14 protein-coding genes and 2 tRNA genes are annotated in these 17194 nt (G+C 60.4%); 9 read left to right on the top strand and 7 right to left on the bottom strand.

Annotated elements, in window-relative coordinates:
* Nucleotides 1–35: 35 nt before the first annotated feature.
* The 7 genes from H7225_RS10185 to H7225_RS10155 all read right to left on the bottom strand — a co-directional run bounded on the left by H7225_RS10185 (nucleotide 36) and on the right by H7225_RS10155 (nucleotide 7884).
* Nucleotides 36–1028 (bottom strand): LLM class flavin-dependent oxidoreductase, encoded by a 993-nt coding sequence (locus H7225_RS10185; RefSeq protein WP_290661450.1) that lies wholly within the window; start codon nucleotides 1026–1028, stop codon nucleotides 36–38.
* A complete protein-coding gene (locus H7225_RS10180; protein ID WP_290661448.1) occupies nucleotides 1025–1738 on the bottom strand; it encodes a glutathione S-transferase in 714 nt (237 codons plus the stop codon). Before H7225_RS10180 ends, H7225_RS10185 begins: the two co-directional genes overlap by 4 nt.
* 8 nt (nucleotides 1739–1746) lie before the next feature.
* Entirely contained in the window at nucleotides 1747–3771 is a 2025-nt protein-coding gene (locus tag H7225_RS10175; RefSeq protein WP_290661446.1) for an ATP-binding protein, read from the bottom strand.
* A gap of 268 nt (nucleotides 3772–4039) precedes the next feature.
* Nucleotides 4040–4594 carry an elongation factor P gene (gene efp, locus H7225_RS10170; protein WP_290661444.1) on the bottom strand — a complete coding sequence of 185 codons (555 nt, stop codon included), beginning with the start codon at nucleotides 4592–4594 and terminating at the stop codon, nucleotides 4040–4042.
* Nucleotides 4595–4637: 43 nt separating this feature from the next.
* A complete protein-coding gene (earP, locus tag H7225_RS10165; RefSeq protein ID WP_290661442.1) occupies nucleotides 4638–5744 on the bottom strand; it encodes an elongation factor P maturation arginine rhamnosyltransferase EarP in 1107 nt (368 codons plus the stop codon).
* A gap of 7 nt (nucleotides 5745–5751) precedes the next feature.
* A complete protein-coding gene (locus tag H7225_RS10160) occupies nucleotides 5752–6420 on the bottom strand; it encodes a dienelactone hydrolase family protein (protein WP_290661440.1) in 669 nt (222 codons plus the stop codon).
* Between the two features lie 48 nt (nucleotides 6421–6468).
* A complete protein-coding gene (locus tag H7225_RS10155) occupies nucleotides 6469–7884 on the bottom strand; it encodes a carotenoid oxygenase family protein (RefSeq protein WP_290661438.1) in 1416 nt (471 codons plus the stop codon).
* A 98-nt stretch (nucleotides 7885–7982) separates the two neighbouring features.
* Here H7225_RS10155 and H7225_RS10150 point away from each other — a divergent pair, with 98 nt between their 5' ends.
* The 9 genes from H7225_RS10150 to H7225_RS10110 all read left to right on the top strand — a co-directional run bounded on the left by H7225_RS10150 (nucleotide 7983) and on the right by H7225_RS10110 (nucleotide 16742).
* Complete coding sequence (locus tag H7225_RS10150; protein WP_290661436.1) at nucleotides 7983–8594, top strand: TetR/AcrR family transcriptional regulator; 612 nt, start codon at nucleotides 7983–7985, stop codon at nucleotides 8592–8594.
* A gap of 46 nt (nucleotides 8595–8640) precedes the next feature.
* The gene (gene uvrC / locus H7225_RS10145) at nucleotides 8641–10617 is read left to right on the top strand and encodes an excinuclease ABC subunit UvrC (protein WP_290661434.1); all 1977 of its coding nucleotides are present in this window, start codon (nucleotides 8641–8643) and stop codon (nucleotides 10615–10617) included.
* The gene (locus H7225_RS10140) at nucleotides 10604–11152 is read left to right on the top strand and encodes a hypothetical protein (RefSeq protein ID WP_290661432.1); all 549 of its coding nucleotides are present in this window, start codon (nucleotides 10604–10606) and stop codon (nucleotides 11150–11152) included. Before uvrC ends, H7225_RS10140 begins: the two co-directional genes overlap by 14 nt.
* A gap of 27 nt (nucleotides 11153–11179) precedes the next feature.
* On the top strand, nucleotides 11180–11746 hold the full coding sequence (gene pgsA / locus H7225_RS10135; RefSeq protein WP_290661430.1) for a CDP-diacylglycerol--glycerol-3-phosphate 3-phosphatidyltransferase: 567 nt from the start codon (nucleotides 11180–11182) through the stop codon (nucleotides 11744–11746).
* 197 nt (nucleotides 11747–11943) lie between these two features.
* Nucleotides 11944–12216 carry an HU family DNA-binding protein gene (locus tag H7225_RS10130; RefSeq protein ID WP_290661428.1) on the top strand — a complete coding sequence of 91 codons (273 nt, stop codon included), beginning with the start codon at nucleotides 11944–11946 and terminating at the stop codon, nucleotides 12214–12216.
* Between the two features lie 22 nt (nucleotides 12217–12238).
* A tRNA-Val gene (locus H7225_RS10125) sits at nucleotides 12239–12314 on the top strand.
* A 97-nt stretch (nucleotides 12315–12411) separates the two neighbouring features.
* Nucleotides 12412–14358, top strand: coding sequence for a SurA N-terminal domain-containing protein (locus tag H7225_RS10120; protein WP_290661426.1), 1947 nt, complete (start codon nucleotides 12412–12414; stop codon nucleotides 14356–14358).
* A gap of 39 nt (nucleotides 14359–14397) precedes the next feature.
* Nucleotides 14398–14473 (top strand) — tRNA-His (locus tag H7225_RS10115).
* 427 nt (nucleotides 14474–14900) lie between these two features.
* Complete coding sequence (locus H7225_RS10110; protein ID WP_290661424.1) at nucleotides 14901–16742, top strand: tetratricopeptide repeat protein; 1842 nt, start codon at nucleotides 14901–14903, stop codon at nucleotides 16740–16742.
* Nucleotides 16743–17194 lie beyond the last annotated feature (452 nt).

Here is a 17194-nt window from a genome sequence, read left to right as displayed (position 1 = left end):
GCCGGGGGAAATGCTGGGGATTGGCGTGGATAAGTTCAAACCGCCTTCACGCCCCGGATTTCCGCCACGATTTCATAGGACCGCAGCCGGGCAGCGTGGTCAAACATCTGAGACGTGATCATCAGCTCGTCAGCGCCGGTGCGCTCGATGAAGTTGCGCATCGCTGCACGCACTGTGTCGGGCGAGCCGATCGCTGTGCATGACAGCACCTGGTCCAGCATCGCGCGGGCCGTGGGGTCGAGGCGGTCGGCGTAACCGGCCATCGGGGGCTGCAGGCGCGACGGGTGGCCGCTGCGCAGGTTGACGAAGGCCTGCTGCATGGAGGTGGTCAGGAGGGCGCCTTCTTCATCAGTGTCGGCCGCGAACACGTTGAAGCCCAGCATGACGTGCGGCTTGCTCAACTGCGCCGAGGGCTTGAAGTTGGCCCGGTACATGGCCACGGCCTGCAACATCTGGGCAGGCGCAAAGTGAGAGGCGAATGCGTAAGGCAGGCCCAACATTGCGGCCAGTTGCGCGCCGAACAGGCTGGAGCCCAATATCCACACTGGCACGGTCAGGCCCATGCCAGGCACGGCGAGCACCGTTTGCTTGGGCGCGGACGACAAATAGTCCATCAGTTCGACCACGTCTTGCGGGAACTCGTCGGCGTCGGAGCCCAGGTTGCGGCGCAAGGCGCGGGCGGTGGCTTGGTCTGATCCTGGCGCCCGGCCCAGGCCCAAGTCGATGCGGCCGGGGTACAACGAGGCCAGGGTGCCAAATTGCTCGGCGATGACCAGCGGCGAATGGTTGGGCAACATGATGCCGCCGGCGCCGACACGGATGGTTGAGGTGGCCCCGGCCACGTGCCCAATCAGGACAGCGGTGGCGGCGCTGGCAATGCCGGGCATGCCATGGTGCTCGGCCAGCCAGAAGCGTTGATAGCCCCAGCGCTCACCATGTTGGGCCAGGTCCACCGTGTTTCGAAAAGACTGGGCGGCGTCGCTGCCTTCGACGATGGGGGACAGATCAAGGATGGAAAAAGGAATCATGGTGAAGAGTCTGCTGCTTGAGTCGCGGGGCGCTTGGGCTGTGCCGCAGAGACCCCAAGCTTGGCAATGAGATGAATCGGCCCATCACCCGCCTGCCAGACGGGATGCTTGGCCATCACCGCATGGAACAAGGGCGATTCGACCCACTGATTCAGCCAAATCCGCAATGCGGGAAATGGCGCACCGGCAAACCAGTCGGCGTCCACTTGGGCGAACTGGCGGATGAAGGGCACGATGGCCATGTCGGCCAGGGACAGCTTGTCGCCCAGCAAGCAGGGCGCTTGAATCAACCGTTGGTTCAGGTCATGGATGCACAGCTCAATGGCCTGATTTCGGTAGTTGGCGCGCGTGTGCCCAGGATGCCGCTCGGGGTATTTGTAGCAGTCCAGCAGCACCTTGAAGGGGCCGTCGTTGCGCGCGATCAAATCGTGTGTCGCTTGGTGGTCATCACTCCGGGGCAAGCAACCTTGTGGGTCGGCTTGCTGCAAGGCCCAGTTCATGATGTCCAGGCTTTCATCAATGATCTGACCACCTGGCAGTTGTAGCACCGGCACCGTGCCTTTGGGCGAGATCGCAAGCATGGCCTCGGGCTTGTGGCGCAGCGCCACTTCGCGCAGCTCCAGCGGGACCTGGGCGCATTTCAGGGCAAGGCGGGCGCGGATGGCGTAAGGGCAGCGGCGAAACGAATACAGGATGGGCTGCTGTGGCATCTGTCGGTCTATTGATCGGCTTGCATGGCCTTGGTGGACTCCAGCCCGGCATTGGTCGCCTCCAACAATTCCTTGATGTCGATGGGCTTGGTGATGTACCTGAAGAACCCCGAAGCCAGGCCTTGGTGGATGGCGCGGGGCATGGCGTTGGCGGTCAGGGCGATGACCGGGATGTGCTCGGTCTTGGGGTCTTTGCGCAAGATGGCTTGTGCCGAGGCCCCATCCAGCCCGGGCAGGTTGTTGTCCATCAGGATCAGGTCGGGCAGGTGGGCGCGGGCCAGTTCCACACCCATTCGGCCATCGTGGGCCGACAGCAGCCGGATGTCGGGGCGGGTGCTCAGAATCTGCTCCACCAGCTTCAGGCTTTCCGGGTTGTCTTCCACGTACAGCACGGTGTAAGTTCTGCGCTGGTCGGGCTCAATGCACTTGGGCGCCATGGCCGTGAGCACATCGGCATGGCTGATGGCGGCCATGGACTCGGTGGCATTGAGCACAATCCAGAAAATGCTGCCCATGCCCACCGTGCTGGTGACCCCGATGGTGCCGCCCATCGACTCGACCAGGTGCTTGGTTACCACCAGGCCGATGCCGGTGCCTTCCTGCGCGCCAGCTTCTTGCCCAAGGCGGTTGAAGGGCTGAAAGAGCATCTTCAACTGCTCTTCGCTCAAGCCCATGCCGGTGTCTTGCACGGAGATGCGGATGCGGTCCTGGCCGTTGGCGTTGCAGTCCAGCACCACGGCCCCCATGTCACGGTTGTACTTGATGGCGTTGGACAGCAGGTTCAGCAGCACCTGCTTCAGGCGCGTGCGGTCGGCCGTCACGCTCAGTTCACAGTTTGTGGGAAAGAGCGTGCGAATGCCGCGCTGATCACCCAAGGGCTCGACCATGGTTCTGCAGTCTTGCAGGATTTCCTGCAATGACACGGGCTCCAGGGACATCGAAAAATGGCCGGACTCGATCTGCGCCAGGTTGAGGATCTCGTTGATGAGCTCAAGCAGGTGCCGCCCAGCCCGCAGGATGTGCTCGGTGAAAGCCTTCTTTTGCTCAGCCGTGGGCGACATCACGTCTGAAGTCAGCAACTGCCCAAAGCCGATGATGGCGTTCAGCGGCGTGCGCAACTCGTGGCTCATGCTGGACAGGAACTCGGACTTGGCCTGGTTGGCACTTTCGGCCGCTTGCGTGGCCAGGGCCAACTCGTGGTTCGAGGTCTCAAGTTGCCTGGTGCGCTCTTGTACACGTTGCTCCAGCTCCTGGTTCAAGCGCATGATTTCGTGCTGGGCGGTTCGCCGTTCATCGACCTCGCGCACTTTCTCGCGGTTGGAGGTTTCCAGCGCCAGCGTGCGACGTTCAATCTCGATCAGCATGTCGTTGAAAGAGTCGACCAATTCACCCAACTCGTCATCGTTGGTCTTCTTTACGCGGCGTGAGTAGTCGCGCTGGGCCACCACCTCACGCGCGGTCTTGCCCATCTCCAGGATGGGGCGCATCACGATTTTCTGCAGCCAGATGGACACCAAAAATGCCACCATCATGGACAAGGCCGAGACCCCCAGCGCGATGCCGGCGTAGTTCACGACTCGGTCGAAGAGTTCGTAGTCGGCCTTCAAGTAGACCGTGCCCAGCACTTGCTCATTCTCGACAATGCGCTTGAAAATCACCAGATCGGATCTGCTGATCTCGACCCGGTCGCTTTGTGCCAGCGTGGGCAGCGGGTTTTTCTCGTCAGCGGCAACGTAGGTGGCGAAAAGCTGGCCCTCGGGGCCATAGAGGGCGGCGGCTCGAACCTTGGGTTGAAAGCGCAGGAAGCCCAGGTTTTCTGTGGCCACGCGGTTGTCATCAAACGTCAAGGCCGGCGCGGTGGTTCGGCCCAGCAGTTCTGCTTGCGCGGTCATGTCATCGATCCAGCTGCGGTGGTAGGCGCGAAGGTCGTAGGTGATCATGGCGCCCAGGGCCACGATCAACGCTGCCAGCGTGGTGAGCAGCATCATCGCCAGAAGCTTGCGCTGCAAGGAGCCTTGGAAGACTTTGATCATGGTGGTTGGTTTGCCGTCTTTTGTGCCGCCATCTGGTCCTTTTTCGGGTGCATTGCTGATGCTTTTGGGGTGGACGTTGAGGCCTTCGGCCAGCGCCAATTTACGCGGAAAGTCCCTACTCGGCCAGCCAATGGCGAGATTCACCCTGGTTCGTTAAGGAAAGTCACAACGGACTGGCCCCCTGCACGTGCGCGCCGATGCTGTACGCACCATGAAAAAAGGACACCGATGAGGTGTCCTTTCAAGGAGCCAAGTGAAGTGCTGCGGTTTAAACGCGCTTCTTGTACTCGTGCGTGCGGGTGTCGATTTCGATCTTGTCGCCCGAATCCACGAACAGGGGCACGGGGATTTCGAAGCCGGTGCCGACCACGCGAGCAGGCTTCATGACCTTGCCTGAGGTGTCGCCCTTGACGGCGGGTTCGGTTTCGATTTCGCGCACGATGGTGGTGGGCAGCTCGACCGAGATGGCTTTGCCGTCATAGAACACGACTTCAGCCTCCATGCCGTCTTGCAGGTAGTTGATCGCGTCGCCCATGTTCTCGGTTTCAATCTCGAACTGGTTGTACTCGGCGTCCATGAAGGCGTACATGGGGTCGGCAAAGTAGGAGTAGGTGCATTCCTTCTTGTCGAGGATGACCTGGTCCATTTTGTCGTCGGCCTTGAACACGGTTTCTTGACCGAAGCCGTTCAGCAGGCTCTTCATCTTGATGCGAACCGTGGCGGCGCCGCGGCCACCGCGGCTGTATTCGGTCCTGAGGACGACCATCGGGTCCTTGCCCTGCATGATCACGTTGCCAGCGCGGATTTCTTGTGCGGTTTTCATGGTGGATTCCCGAGGGGGTCGTGTTTGAGCAAAGCCTCGGATTTTAACGCCTATCCAAGGCAAAACTGCACAGTTGCGTCACGAGATCAGGAATTTCAGCCAATCTTTGCCGGGAAGTGCGGCTGTTGGATGCCCATCTGGGGTCGTTCAGGAGGCGGCCCAAAGGCTCAAAATCCCGTTCTGCATGAGGTTTCAAGTCGTTCCAGCTTAGCCACAAAGAGCGCACGTCGCTGGCCAGATCATCTGGCCAGCCGATCATCCAGCGGTCCATGAAGGCCTGCAGCTTGCCAGCGTGAACGCCGTCGTCCTGCGGGTAGATGTGCCAGAGGTGGGGCTGGCCGGCCCACAGGGCGCGCACGGCAGAGTCTTCGCCGCGCACAAAATTGAGGTCGCAGGCCCACAGCAGGTGGTCAAACTCGCGCTGGCTGAGTGGCGGCAGTTCGTGCAGGGTCACGGTGCTGGACGGCAGTTTTGCAGCCTGCCATTGCCGGGCCAAGGCCGTGGCAAAGCCTGGGGTCAACAGCACTTGGGTGGGATGGCCATTGGCCACCAAGGCATCCAGCAAGGCGCCGACAGGGGCGGGCTCATAGCAAAACAGGGACAGCCACCGCGCGTCTGGCGATGGTGCGTTGATGCCAAGCGCCGACGACAACCACCGATCCCGATGCCAGCGATGGTCGGCCCCCCAGGCCTGGCGCGCGGGCATCAATTCGGTTTCGCGCAGCAGCCCGCCCGTGGCCTGGGTGAAGCCTGGGTAGAAAAACCATTTGGACAAGCCAGCGCCCGGGCCACTCATCACCGGCGATCGCAGGCCATGGCAACGCTCCACCCAATTCTCGGCGCTCAGGTATTCCAGGTTGATCCACACCGGTGGGGCAGGGCGCTGCATGCGGGCCACGAAAGCGTCTGGCGGGTTGCAGCCAAAGGCCTCGATGACGATGTCGCCGGGCGCCAAGACCTCAGCATCCCAGTGAAGCACCTGGATGTTGGGTGACCGGAGCGGCTCAGGCGCCATCCAGCCCAAGGCGCTGGCATCGTCCACCCACAAGCGCACCGCGTGGCCGCGTTCGGCCAGGTCAGCACTCAGGCGCCAGCACACGCCGATGTCACCGAAGTTGTCGATGACGCGGCAAAACACATCCCACAACATGGCGCGCTCAGGCGGGTTTCAGCACGCGCAGCAGCCAGCGGTTGAGGTCGGCGATCTCAGGGGCGCAGACCGAATGCGGCATGGGGTACTCATGCCACTCGATCTGGTAGCCCAGCGACTTCAGCGCGTCGCGGGACGCCGTGGCGCGGACGAAGGGCACGACCGGGTCATGCGTGCCATGGGCCATGAAGATGGGCACATCATGGTTGCCGGTGTGGCGCTCGGTGGCGGTCTGGGCGGCCAGGGGCAGGTAGCCCGACAGTCCGACGATGCCCGCCAGGCGCTCTTCATGGCGCAAGCCCGTTTGCAGCGCCATTGCGCAGCCCTGTGAAAAACCCATCACCACGATGCGCGAAGCGGGCACGCCCCGAGACTTCTCACGGGCAATCAAGGCCTCGACCGTGGCCTGTGATTCGCGCAGGCCTTGCTCGTCTTCACGGCGCGTCAGGTCGGCGCCCATGATGTCGTACCAGGCCCGCATCACGTGGCCACCATTGATGGTGACCGGGCGAGTGGGGGCGTGCGGGAAGACAAAGCGCACAGGCCCCACCGCGTCCAGCTTCAGCTCTTCGGCCACGGGCACGAAGTCATTGCCATCCGCGCCCAGGCCGTGCAGCACGATGATGCTGGCCGTGGGCTGGTCGCCCGTTTCAATTTCAATCAATTCAAGCGACATGATGGGCGGTTCCCGAGGGTGATGAACCCGCCCATTTTAATGATGTGCTCAGTGCCTGTCAGGGATCCAGTTGCCATGAAAGCCGGCCGGCACGCGCACAGGCAGGTGCACGATGGCCTGCGGCGGCCCACTCAGGTCCTGCGCGTTGACGATGACCAGGTCACTGCGCTGGGTGTTGGCGTCGTGAACATAGGACATCAGCCAGCCGTCGTCTTCGGCCGTGCCACCTTGGCGCGGCACGAACACCGCCTCGCCGGTGGACCGTCCGGCGCCATGGTCGTGGGTCAGCGTGCTGCCCGTGTGCAGGTCGTGGCGAAACAGTCCGCGCGCGTGCTCGGCATTGCTGAAGCCCACGGTGTAGGCGTAGCGGTATGGGCGCGTGCTCAAGGTCTCGTTGCAGCGTGGAAACTCCTGGTTCTGATCCGACACCACGGTGCGCTTCACGGTGCCCCGGGCCGGGTCAATGTGCCAACGCTCAAAGGTGATGCGTGTGCCGTCGGCTTCGGGACCGATGCGCGAACGGTCGAACATGCGGGCATGCGCCACCACGTCCAGCATCACGCCGCCATCGTCCAGATCGCAGGCATTGCAGGTGTGAAAGACATAGCAGGGATCGACCGGGATCCAGCGAACATCCTTGGCGTTGCCATCTCTGGGCATCAGGCCCACACGCGCCTGATGCCGCTCATTCCAGCTATAGGGCAAGCCTGCGCCCTGCAGCACTTGCTTGACCGAGAAGGTCACCGGCAGGTCCAGGATGATGACCTGGCTGCGCGTGATGGCGCAGTCGTGGATCATGGGGCCGTGCTTGACCGGCACTTCGACCACCTTGGTGACCTGGCATTGGGCATCGACCACGATGTAGCTGATGCGATTGGGCTTCAAGGCGTCGTAGCAGATGGCATGGGCTTCGCCGGTGAGTGGATCCATCCGAGGGTGCGCCGTGAACGCACGCAAGGCCGTGCTGTCGAACAGGCCATGCTTGACTGCGTCCAACTCGCCATTGAGTTCAACGGGCAGGGCGCCCGCCTCGACCGCCGCCCAGATGCGGCCGCCGTGCCCGAAGACATTGGTGTTGACCGCGTCCACCACACCACGCCGAGGGCCGGGCACTTTGGGCCGGTTCTGGTTGCGCCGCACCGAGTCGCTCCCGATCCAGCGGTTGCGGTACCAGGCCGCCTGGCCGTTCTCCAGGCGCAAGCCATGCACCATGCCGTCACCGGTGAACCAGTGGTAGGCCCCGGGGTTGGACACGTGCATGGGGTTGGGGCCAATGCGTGCGTACAAGCCATTCAGCTCTCGGGGCAGGTCGCCCGTGACCGTCAGTTTGGTTTCCGTGCGCTCTTCCGACACGGGCGCGTAGATGCCTTCCAGGTATCGGTTTGAATCCGAGTACTGCACGCGATTTTTCATGCGCTGGCTCAACCAGGTGAGCGCGCGTTCTTTCAATGAGGGTGAAGACATGGCTTTGCGTCCTTTGCCGAATGACTTGATGTGTACAGTGTCAACACTGTTGAATCTAATGTGTACAATGTCAACATAAATTCGGTAAAACCCATGTGATGGCTGAGTCTTTGCCCCATACCCCCAGTTCGTACCACCACGGCAATTTGCGCTCAACCTTGGTCGAGCAGGGTTTGGTGTTGCTTGAGGGCAGCCAGCAGGGCGAGTTAAGCCTGCGCGAACTCGCCCGCCATGTCGGCGTGTCGGCCAACGCGGCTTACCGGCACTTCGCCAACAAAGAGGCGCTGTTGGCCGCGCTGGCCGCCGAAGGTTTTCGCCGCCTCAATGCGGCGCAGATTCAGGCCGCGATGGCATCGCCCGATCTGAAAAAAGGCTTCCGCCAGTCCGGGCGTGCCTATGTTCAGTTCGCCCAGGACAACCCCGCCTTGTTCCGCCTGATGTTCAGCCGGCTGACGTCTGGTAACACCACCGAGGAGTTGTCAGAAGCCAGCCAGGCGTCGTTCCAGACCTTGCAGACCGCGGTGTCTGCCGTGACCGGCGTGCCCATTGATGACCAGCAGACCACCGTGATCGCCATGTTGGCCTGGAGCCTGGTGCATGGCCTCAGCCACCTGGTGCTGGATGGCCAACTGGACCACCATGGTGACAAGGCCGATGACTTGATCGACCAGGTCATCGCCATGGTGCAGACCCCCGGCCCGTCAAGGTGAGGCGTGTCCTCGGCAAGGCGCCAAGTTGTCCGCGACAATGCCGCCCATGACTGTGCCCGTCGACACCGATCCAGCCTCTTTGCCCGAACCTCAAGCCGAGCCCACGCCTGAACAGGCGTCGCTCGACCGCGCCCAGGTGTGGAGCCGCCTGCTGCTGGAAGTGGCGGGCCTGCCAGGCCTGCCGGGCGTGTACCGCTACTTTGATGCCAAAGGCGACGTGCTCTACGTGGGCAAGGCCCGCGACCTGAAAAAGCGGGTCTCCAACTATTTCCAGAAAACCCATGGCGGCACGCGCATCGGGCAGATGATCTCGCGCATCGTGCGCATGGAAACCACGGTGGTCCGCAGCGAGGCCGAAGCCCTGCTGCTGGAAAACAACCTGATCAAAACGCTCAATCCGCGCTTCAACATCCTGTTCCGCGATGACAAGAGCTACCCCTATCTGAAGATCGCGTCCCACGCCTTTCCGCGCCTGGCCTATTACCGTGGCGCGGTCGATCGCAAGCACCGTTACTTTGGCCCTTATCCCAACGCCTGGGCCGTTAAAGAATCCATCCAGTTGCTGCAAAAAGTCTTCTTGTTGCGCACCTGTGAAGATTCCTTTTTCAAGCACCGCACGCGCCCTTGCTTGCTCTACCAGATCAAGCGCTGCAGCGGCCCTTGCGTTGATCTCATCAGTGGTGATGACTACCAGCGCAGCGTCCTGCAGGCTGAGCAATTCCTGCTCGGCGAGCAGGAAACGGTCATGCAAAGTCTGCAAGCGCAGATGATGGATTACGCCGAGCGCATGGAGTACGAGCACGCCGCCGAGATCCGCAACCAGATCAGCGCTTTGTCCAAAGTGCTGCACCAGCAGTCGGTCGACACGGCGGTCGACAAGGACGTGGACGTGCTGGCCGTGAAAGTGCAGGGCGGCCGCGCCTGCGTGAACCTGGCCATGGTGCGGGGCGGGCGCCACCTGGGCGATCGCGCGCATTTCCCGGTGCATGTGCAAGACCATGTGCTGGCCGAAGAAGAGCAGGAGTCCACCTGCGTTGACCTGGCCCAGGCCACCGAGGTGCGGGTGCTCGAAGCCTTCCTGGCCCAGCACTACCTGGGGGGCGTGGTGCCTTCATTGTTGGTGCTCAGCCACCCGGTGGACCCGGCCTTGATCGCCGCCCTCAGCGAGCACTGCGAACACAAGATCCAGACGCTGATCCAGCCCCGTGAAGATCGCCGCGCCTGGCTCGACATGGCCATCACCGGCGCCGACCTGGCACTGGCCCGCCTGCTCAGCGAAGAAGGCTCGCAGCAAGCCCGCACCCGCGCGCTCGTTGAGGCGCTTGACCTGGCCCTGGACCCTGGCGACAGCAGCGGCGAGGGCAGCGACCCCCTGGCCAAACTGCGCATTGAATGCTTCGACATCAGCCACACGGCCGGCGAAGCCACGCAGGCCTCGTGCGTGGTCTACGAGCAGCACCGCATGCAGTCCTCGCAATACCGGCGCTACAACATCAAGGACATCACCGGCGGCGATGACTACGCCGCGATGAAGCAGGTGCTGGAGCGCCGCTACGGTTCGGCCAAACCAGAGCACATCCCCCATGTCGTGCTGATCGATGGCGGCAAGGGGCAGGTGTCCATCGCCCGCCAGGTGTTCGAAACCTTGGGCCTGGACCTGTCCATCATCGTGGGCGTTGAAAAAGGCGAGGGCCGCAAGGTGGGCCTGGAGGAACTGGTCTTTGCCGACGGCCGCCCCAAGCTGCAACTGGCGCCCACCTCGGCGGCCCTGATGCTGGTGGCGCAGATCCGCGACGAGGCGCACCGCTTTGCCATCACCGGAATGCGCGCCAAACGTGCCAGTGTGCGCACCGGAGGCAGCCGCCTGGAGGACATCCCCGGTGTGGGCCCCAAGCGCCGTGCCAAACTATTGCAACGCTTTGGTGGCGTTCGTGGCGTCGGCTCGGCCAGCATGGAAGAGCTGGCCACCGTCGACGGCATATCCCGAGAACTGGCCGAGGAGATCTACCGTGCCTTGCACTGACAGCGTGAAAAGATTGATGTTCATGGGCTGCCTGATGGCCGTCATGGGGAGCACCGCCTGGCTGGCCGGTTGCGCGTCCAAAAAACAGGAAGCCGCCTCATCGACTGGCGCCACGTCAACACCCTCCAAGCCGGCCGCCGATCCGGGCGCGGTCACGGGCACCGTCAAGCCGGGCGGCCGGGTCGTGTTGTCGGCGCCCAGCCAATCCCGCAACTGGAAAGAAGTCCGGCTGCAGGCCGCCCGCCGCCTGGTGGCCGCCAATCCGGACATCACCTACATGGGCAAACCACCGGACCTGCTCAGGGCCATCCCGGTGCTGACCTTTGAGCTCAACGCCGACGGCACCATTCGCCGCGTCGAAGTCATGCGTTACCCCAGTCAGGACCGCGAAACCGTCAACATCGCCGTGGAATCCATGCGCCGGGCGGCGCCTTTCGGCAACGTGTCGCACCTGCCCAAACCCTGGCGTTTCAATGAGACGTTCCTGTTCAACAACCAACACAAGTTCAAACCCATGACCTTGGATCAACTTTGATCGCCGTCTTCACGGCACAATCGCGACATGTTTTTAACTCTGCCCACCTTGCTCACCTGGGCGCGGATCCTTGCGATTCCGCTGATCGTGGGATGCTTTTACCTGCCATTGCCCATGACGCAGATCAATCTGCTGTCGTGCGTGCTGTTCATCGTCGTTGCTTTAACGGACTGGGCAGACGGCTGGCTGGCCAGGCGCCTCAACCAGACCTCGGCCTTTGGTGCTTTCCTTGATCCGGTGGCCGATAAGTTCCTGGTGTGCGCCTCGTTGTTGATCCTGCTTGAAATGGGGCGGGTCAACGCCTTGGTGGCGCTCATCATCATTGGCCGAGAGATCGCCATTTCGGCCTTGCGCGAATGGATGGCCCAGATTGGCGCCTCCCGCAGCGTGGCTGTCCACATGTTGGGCAAATTCAAGACCGCAGCGCAAATGGCGGCCATTGTTTTGCTGCTTTTTGATGGCGAAATTTTCGGCGTGCTGCACACCCGCGTGTGGGGCACTTGGCTGATCTATGTCGCCTGCGGTCTCACCATCTGGTCGATGGTGTATTACCTGCGAAAATCCCTGCCCGCCATCCGGGCCAAGGCCGGCTGACAAGCCGTAATCTGGTCTGCATGTCAAGCGTGCATACACGCCCTCCTGGGCGACAGTGCGGGCCGGGATTGGGCATAGAATGATTTTTCTAAATTTATCCGCAGCAGGTATTTCGGTGCTGCACAGATCGCCCCAGCGCTGTTTGTACGTTCGTTTTGTGGAACTCGTTTTGTGACGCCTTCAAGAAGGGATTTTTTGTGAACAAGTCCGAGTTGATTGAACACATTGCCCAGCAAGCTGACATTTCCAAAGCTGCTGCTGGTCGTGCGCTGGAGGCCTTGATTGGCGGTGTGCGCACCACGCTGAAAAAGGGCGGAACGGTCTCGCTGGTCGGCTTTGGTACATTTGCGGTCTCCACACGTGCGGCGCGCACCGGCCGCAATCCACGCACCGGCGATGCCATCAAAATCAAGAAGGCCAAAGTGCCCAAGTTCCGTCCGGGCAAAGCCCTCAAAGACGCGGTGAACTAAAATAACGTTTTCTGAATCTATTGGGTGCTTAGCTCAGTTGGCAGAGCGGCGCCTTTACACGGCGTAGGTCGGCGGTTCGACCCCGTCAGCACCCACCACCGATAGCGATGCAAAGGCGGACCACGGTTCGCCTTTGTCTCGTTTGAAATCCGGTTTCCCTGAACCCTGTGACCCGGCTTCGGCCGTAGCCCCCTCATGTTTGATTTCGTTCGCAAGCACACCCGCATCATGCAAGGCCTTCTGGTGTTGCTGATCGTGCCTTCCTTTGTCCTCGTCGGCGTGCAGAGCTATTCAAAGTTCATGGACGAGGATGGCATCGTGGCCAAGGTGGCCGGCAAGGACATCACGCAGTCCGATTGGGACCAAGCCCATCGCCGCATGGTTGAACGGGTCCGTTCCCAGCAACCCGATGCCGATCCCAGCACCTTTGACAAGCCTGAGTTCAAGAAGCAAGTGCTCGAATCCCTGGTGCGCGAATACGTGCTGAGCGTGGCAGCCCGCGACCTGCACCTGACGGCCGCTGATTCGCGCCTGGTGCGCATGTTCGCCACCGACCAGCAATACGCCTTCTTGCGCAACCCCGATGGCTCGCTGAACAAGGATCTGCTTCAGGCCCAAGGCATGACCGCGGCCCAGTTTGCCGAGCGCCTGCGCCTGGACATGTCGGTGAACCAGGTTCTGGGCGGTGTGGCCGGCACAGGCCTGACCTCGACCGTCTCCAACCGCGAGGCGGTGGATGCCTTGTTCCAGGTGCGCGAAGTGCAATGGATGAAGTTCGAGCCCAAGAGTTACGCGGCCCAGCTCAGCCCCACCGCCGACCAGCTCAAGGCGTTTTACAACAGCCCGGCCAACACCAAGGACTTCATGGTTCCCGAGAAGGCCGACGTGCAATACGTGGTGCTTGATCTGGACACCCTCAAGAAAGGCGTCTCGGTGCCTGAAGAAGAGTTGCGCCGCTCGTACCAGGAAAACATCACCCGATTCACCCAGCCTGAAGAGCGCCGCGCCAGCCACATCCTGATCAAGGCTGAAAAGAGCGCTCCGGCAGCGCAAAAGCAGGTCGCCCAGGCCAAGGCTGAGCAACTGCTGGCCCAGCTCAAGAAAGACCCCGCGCAGTTTGCCGAGCTGGCCAAGAAGAACTCCGATGATCCCGGCTCTGCCGTCAACGGTGGCGACCTGGATTTCTTTGGCCGTGGCGCCATGGCCAAGCCCTTTGAAGACGCCGCTTTCCGCCTCAAGCAAGGTGAAATCAGCGGCGTGGTCGAGACCGACTATGGGTACCACATCATCACGGTGACTGGTCTGCGTGGTGGTCAACCCCAACCTTTTGAGGCCGTGCGTGCCCAGATCGAAGACGATGCTCGCAAGCAACTGGCTCTGCGTCAGTACGCGGAAGCCGCTGAAAGCTTCACCAACAAGGTCTACGAACAACCTGACAGTCTCAAGCCCGTGGCCAACGACCTGAAGCTGGCCGTTCAAACGGCGTCGGATGTCTTGCGCAGTCCGGGCACCAAGGACCAGGGCCTGTTGGGCAATCCACGCTTGCTGGAAGCCCTTTTTGACTCAAGCAACCGAGCCAAGAACCGCAACACCGAAGCCATTGAAGTGGGCCCCAACAAGCTGGTCTCGGCCCGCATCGTGAAGTACACGCCAGCCGCCAAGCCGGCGTTTGAGCAAGTGCAAGCCCAGGTGCGTGAGCGTTGGATTGCGGCCGAGTCCTTCAAGGCAGCCCGCCAGGATGCTGACCAGAAGCTGGCCTTGTGGAAGCAATCGCCTGACAAGGCCCAACTGCCGGCGCCGGTGCAGATGTCTCGTCGCTTGGTGTTCTCTCAACCGCCTGCCGTGCTTGACGCCGCATTGCGCGTGCCCGACAAGCAACTGCCTGCCTGGATGGTGGTGGACATTGGCAACGAAGGTTCTGCTTTGTTGAAGATCAACAAAGTGCTGCCATTGCAGATCACGCCTCAGGAAGTGCAAGAGACCGAAGGCCAGTTTGCCGGTTACTGGGGCAAGGCCGAGGCCGACGCCTATTTCAACTCGCTCAAGCAGAAGTACAAGGTTGAGTACACGAACGGCGGCAAGAAGTTGATGGAAGAAAGCGCTAAAGCGGATGAAGCGCAAAAAACTGCATTGGCTCCTTGATCTGCGTTTTTTGACGCTATAATCTTGTTCTTTCCAGTGGTGGCTGTAGCTCAGTTGGTAGAGTCCAGGATTGTGATTCCTGTTGTCGTGGGTTCGAGCCCCATCAGCCACCCCACTCGAAATATCAATCAAATCAAGCGCTTAGGCGCTTTTTTTGTGTCCGATGGATTCACACCGACTCAGTGAATTACCGCGTTTATCACCGCGAACGGTAATATCCGGTCAGAGTGACTTGCGGCGCACCACCTTGTTGCGGTCGTAAATCCGGGCTGTTGTCGCTGGGTTCTTGGGCCCGCGTGGGGAACACATGTTGGTGTCAAGCAAGCACTGGCGCATCACCAAGACTCGCGCGAATCCTGGTGCTGGCTGCTTCGCTTGGCCATGAAATCATCCGTGGCCTGAGGGCCTTGCAGGAAAAATCTGTACCAGGCGGAGCCTTCGGGGGCAATGATTCGTTCAAGCCCACATGCATCATGCTTTGACTGCGTCTGAAAAAATTTCAACCCTACCCTTCATCGCATCTCCATTATTTACGATTGCTCATGCCGATCTTTCATCGTCCCAAGCCCAAGGCTGTGTTGTCCAGCAAATTCATTCAACCGTTTGATGTTGATGCAGAACATCAAAAAGCCTTGAACGACTACAAGGAAAACAACTTGGGCGAAGTTGAAAAGCGTTGTCAAAACATCTTGCGTCGGCAGCCCGGGCATATCAACACCATTAACCTGATGGGTGTGCTGCTTGGGCGCAGCAATCGACTGGCCGAAAGCATCAAATGCTTTCAGAAGCTCACCACTTTGCAGCCAAGGGTGCCTGATTTTCACAGCAACCTTGGCATGGCTTTGATGGAGACCAAAAAATTCGATGCCGCCTTGGCTTCATTTGACAGGGCATTGGCGCTCAAGCCTGATTTTCTCGATGCATTGCACAATAAAGCACAGTGCTTGAACACGTTAAAGCGCACGCCTGAGGCGGCCGCGCTTTACAAACAGTTGCACGCAATTCAGCCGACCATGGACGGGATACATGGTTATCGTTTGCATGCCCAAGCTGCTCAGTGCGACTGGCAAGATTACGATGCGTTGGTCGCAGGATTTCGTGCTGAAGTTCTGGCGGGGAGTAAATCGGGGCAGCCGCTGGCCTTTGTCGATCATGTCGACAATCGCGCCGAGCAGTTGTTGATCGCGCAATCGTATGAGCGCACCCGTTACAACACGCATGTAAGTCCAATGTGGAAGGGCGAACAATACGGTCACAGCAAGTTGCGAATCGCCTATGTTTCAGCAGATTTTCGATTGCATCCAACCGCCTACCTGATGGCCGAGTTCTTCGAGCGCCATGACAAGGGTCGCTTTGAACTGCATGGCTTTAACACAGGACCGAAGAACCAGGACGCCATGCGTGCGCGCATTGAGGTCTGCTGCCATCGCTTCGACGACGTGATGCATCTTTCAGACGAACGTATTGCGCAGATGCTGCGTGAGCGCGAGATAGACATCGTGGTCGACCTGAAAGGCTATACACAAGACGCTAGGCCGCAAGTGTTCTTGTATCGGCCTGCACCAGTGCAGGTGAGCTATCTCGGCTACCCCGGCACGCTCGGTAGCCAATCAATGGACTACCTGATCGGGGATGACATCGTGACGCCACCTGGTCATGCAGGCGACTACACGGAACAGCTCGTGAGAATGCCTCACACGTATCAGGTTAATGATTCCAAGCGCCCCTTGCCCACTGAGGCGCCAAGTAGAGCCGAACTGGGTTTGCCTCAGGTTGGTTTTGTTTTTTGCGGCTTCAACCAGTCTTTCAAAATCAATCCGAACACTTTTAATAGTTGGATGGTGATACTTAAACGGGTTGAGAGCAGTGTGCTGTGGCTACTGGCAGACAATTTGGATGTTGTGCATAACCTCAAGCATGCCGCTGCCGGGCATGACGTTGATCCTGAGCGCCTCATTTTTGCGCCACGCATTGGTTTGGCCGAGCATTTGGCGCGCCAACAGCGGGCAGATTTGTTCTTGGACACCTTGCCTTACAACGCTCACACAACAACGAGCGATGCCTTGTGGATGGGCTTGCCAGTTTTGACATGCATGGGGGAGAGCTTCGCTAGTCGCGTTGCCGCCAGCCTGCTCCGTGCTGCAGGACTCACACAAACCATCGCATCGAGTGAAGTCGCCTATCAAGATTTGGCGGTTGAGCTTGCGAGTACGCCAGCCAAGCTCGCGGCAATTCGCAAGCAATTGATCGATGGTCGTATGCAAGCTCCGCTATTTGACTGCGCAAAGTTTTGTGTTGATCTCGAAAGGGCTTACACCGAAATGTCCCGCCGCACGCAATGCGGTGAAAAGCCTAGCCCGATCGACGTAGCGACCTTGAAGTAAGTTGGCGCTTTGCTTCGACGCAGCCAGTGATGGCAGTGGGTATTTCAGCCTCCTGCTAGGGGAACAAGTAGGGAAACAGGCGGGGTTTGCATTTCCAGGCACCAAGCACCGCGGACGGTAATATCCGGTCAGAGTGACTTGCGGCGCACCAACTTGTTGCGGTCGTCAATCCGGGCTGTTGTCGCTGGGTTCTTGTGCCCGCGGGGGGAACACATGTTGGTGTCAAGCAAGCACTGGCGCATCACCAAGACTCGCGCGCCTCCTGGTGCTGGCTGCTTCGCTCGGCCATGAAATCATCCGTGGCCTGAGGGCCCCGCCGCGTCAGAATAGTTGTCGTGCCGATAGAACTCAACAATGAGCGGGCGGCGATGAAGGATTTCAGTGGCTCGATACGGACAAGCATTCAAAGACAGAGCGGTGGCCAGGTTGTTGCCGCCAGAGAGCGCAGCGTT

It is taken from the genome of Aquabacterium sp., from assembly GCF_014378415.1.
GTDB lineage: Bacteria > Pseudomonadota > Gammaproteobacteria > Burkholderiales > Burkholderiaceae_C > Aquabacterium.
This window is presented reverse-complemented; position numbering and strand designations above follow the sequence as displayed.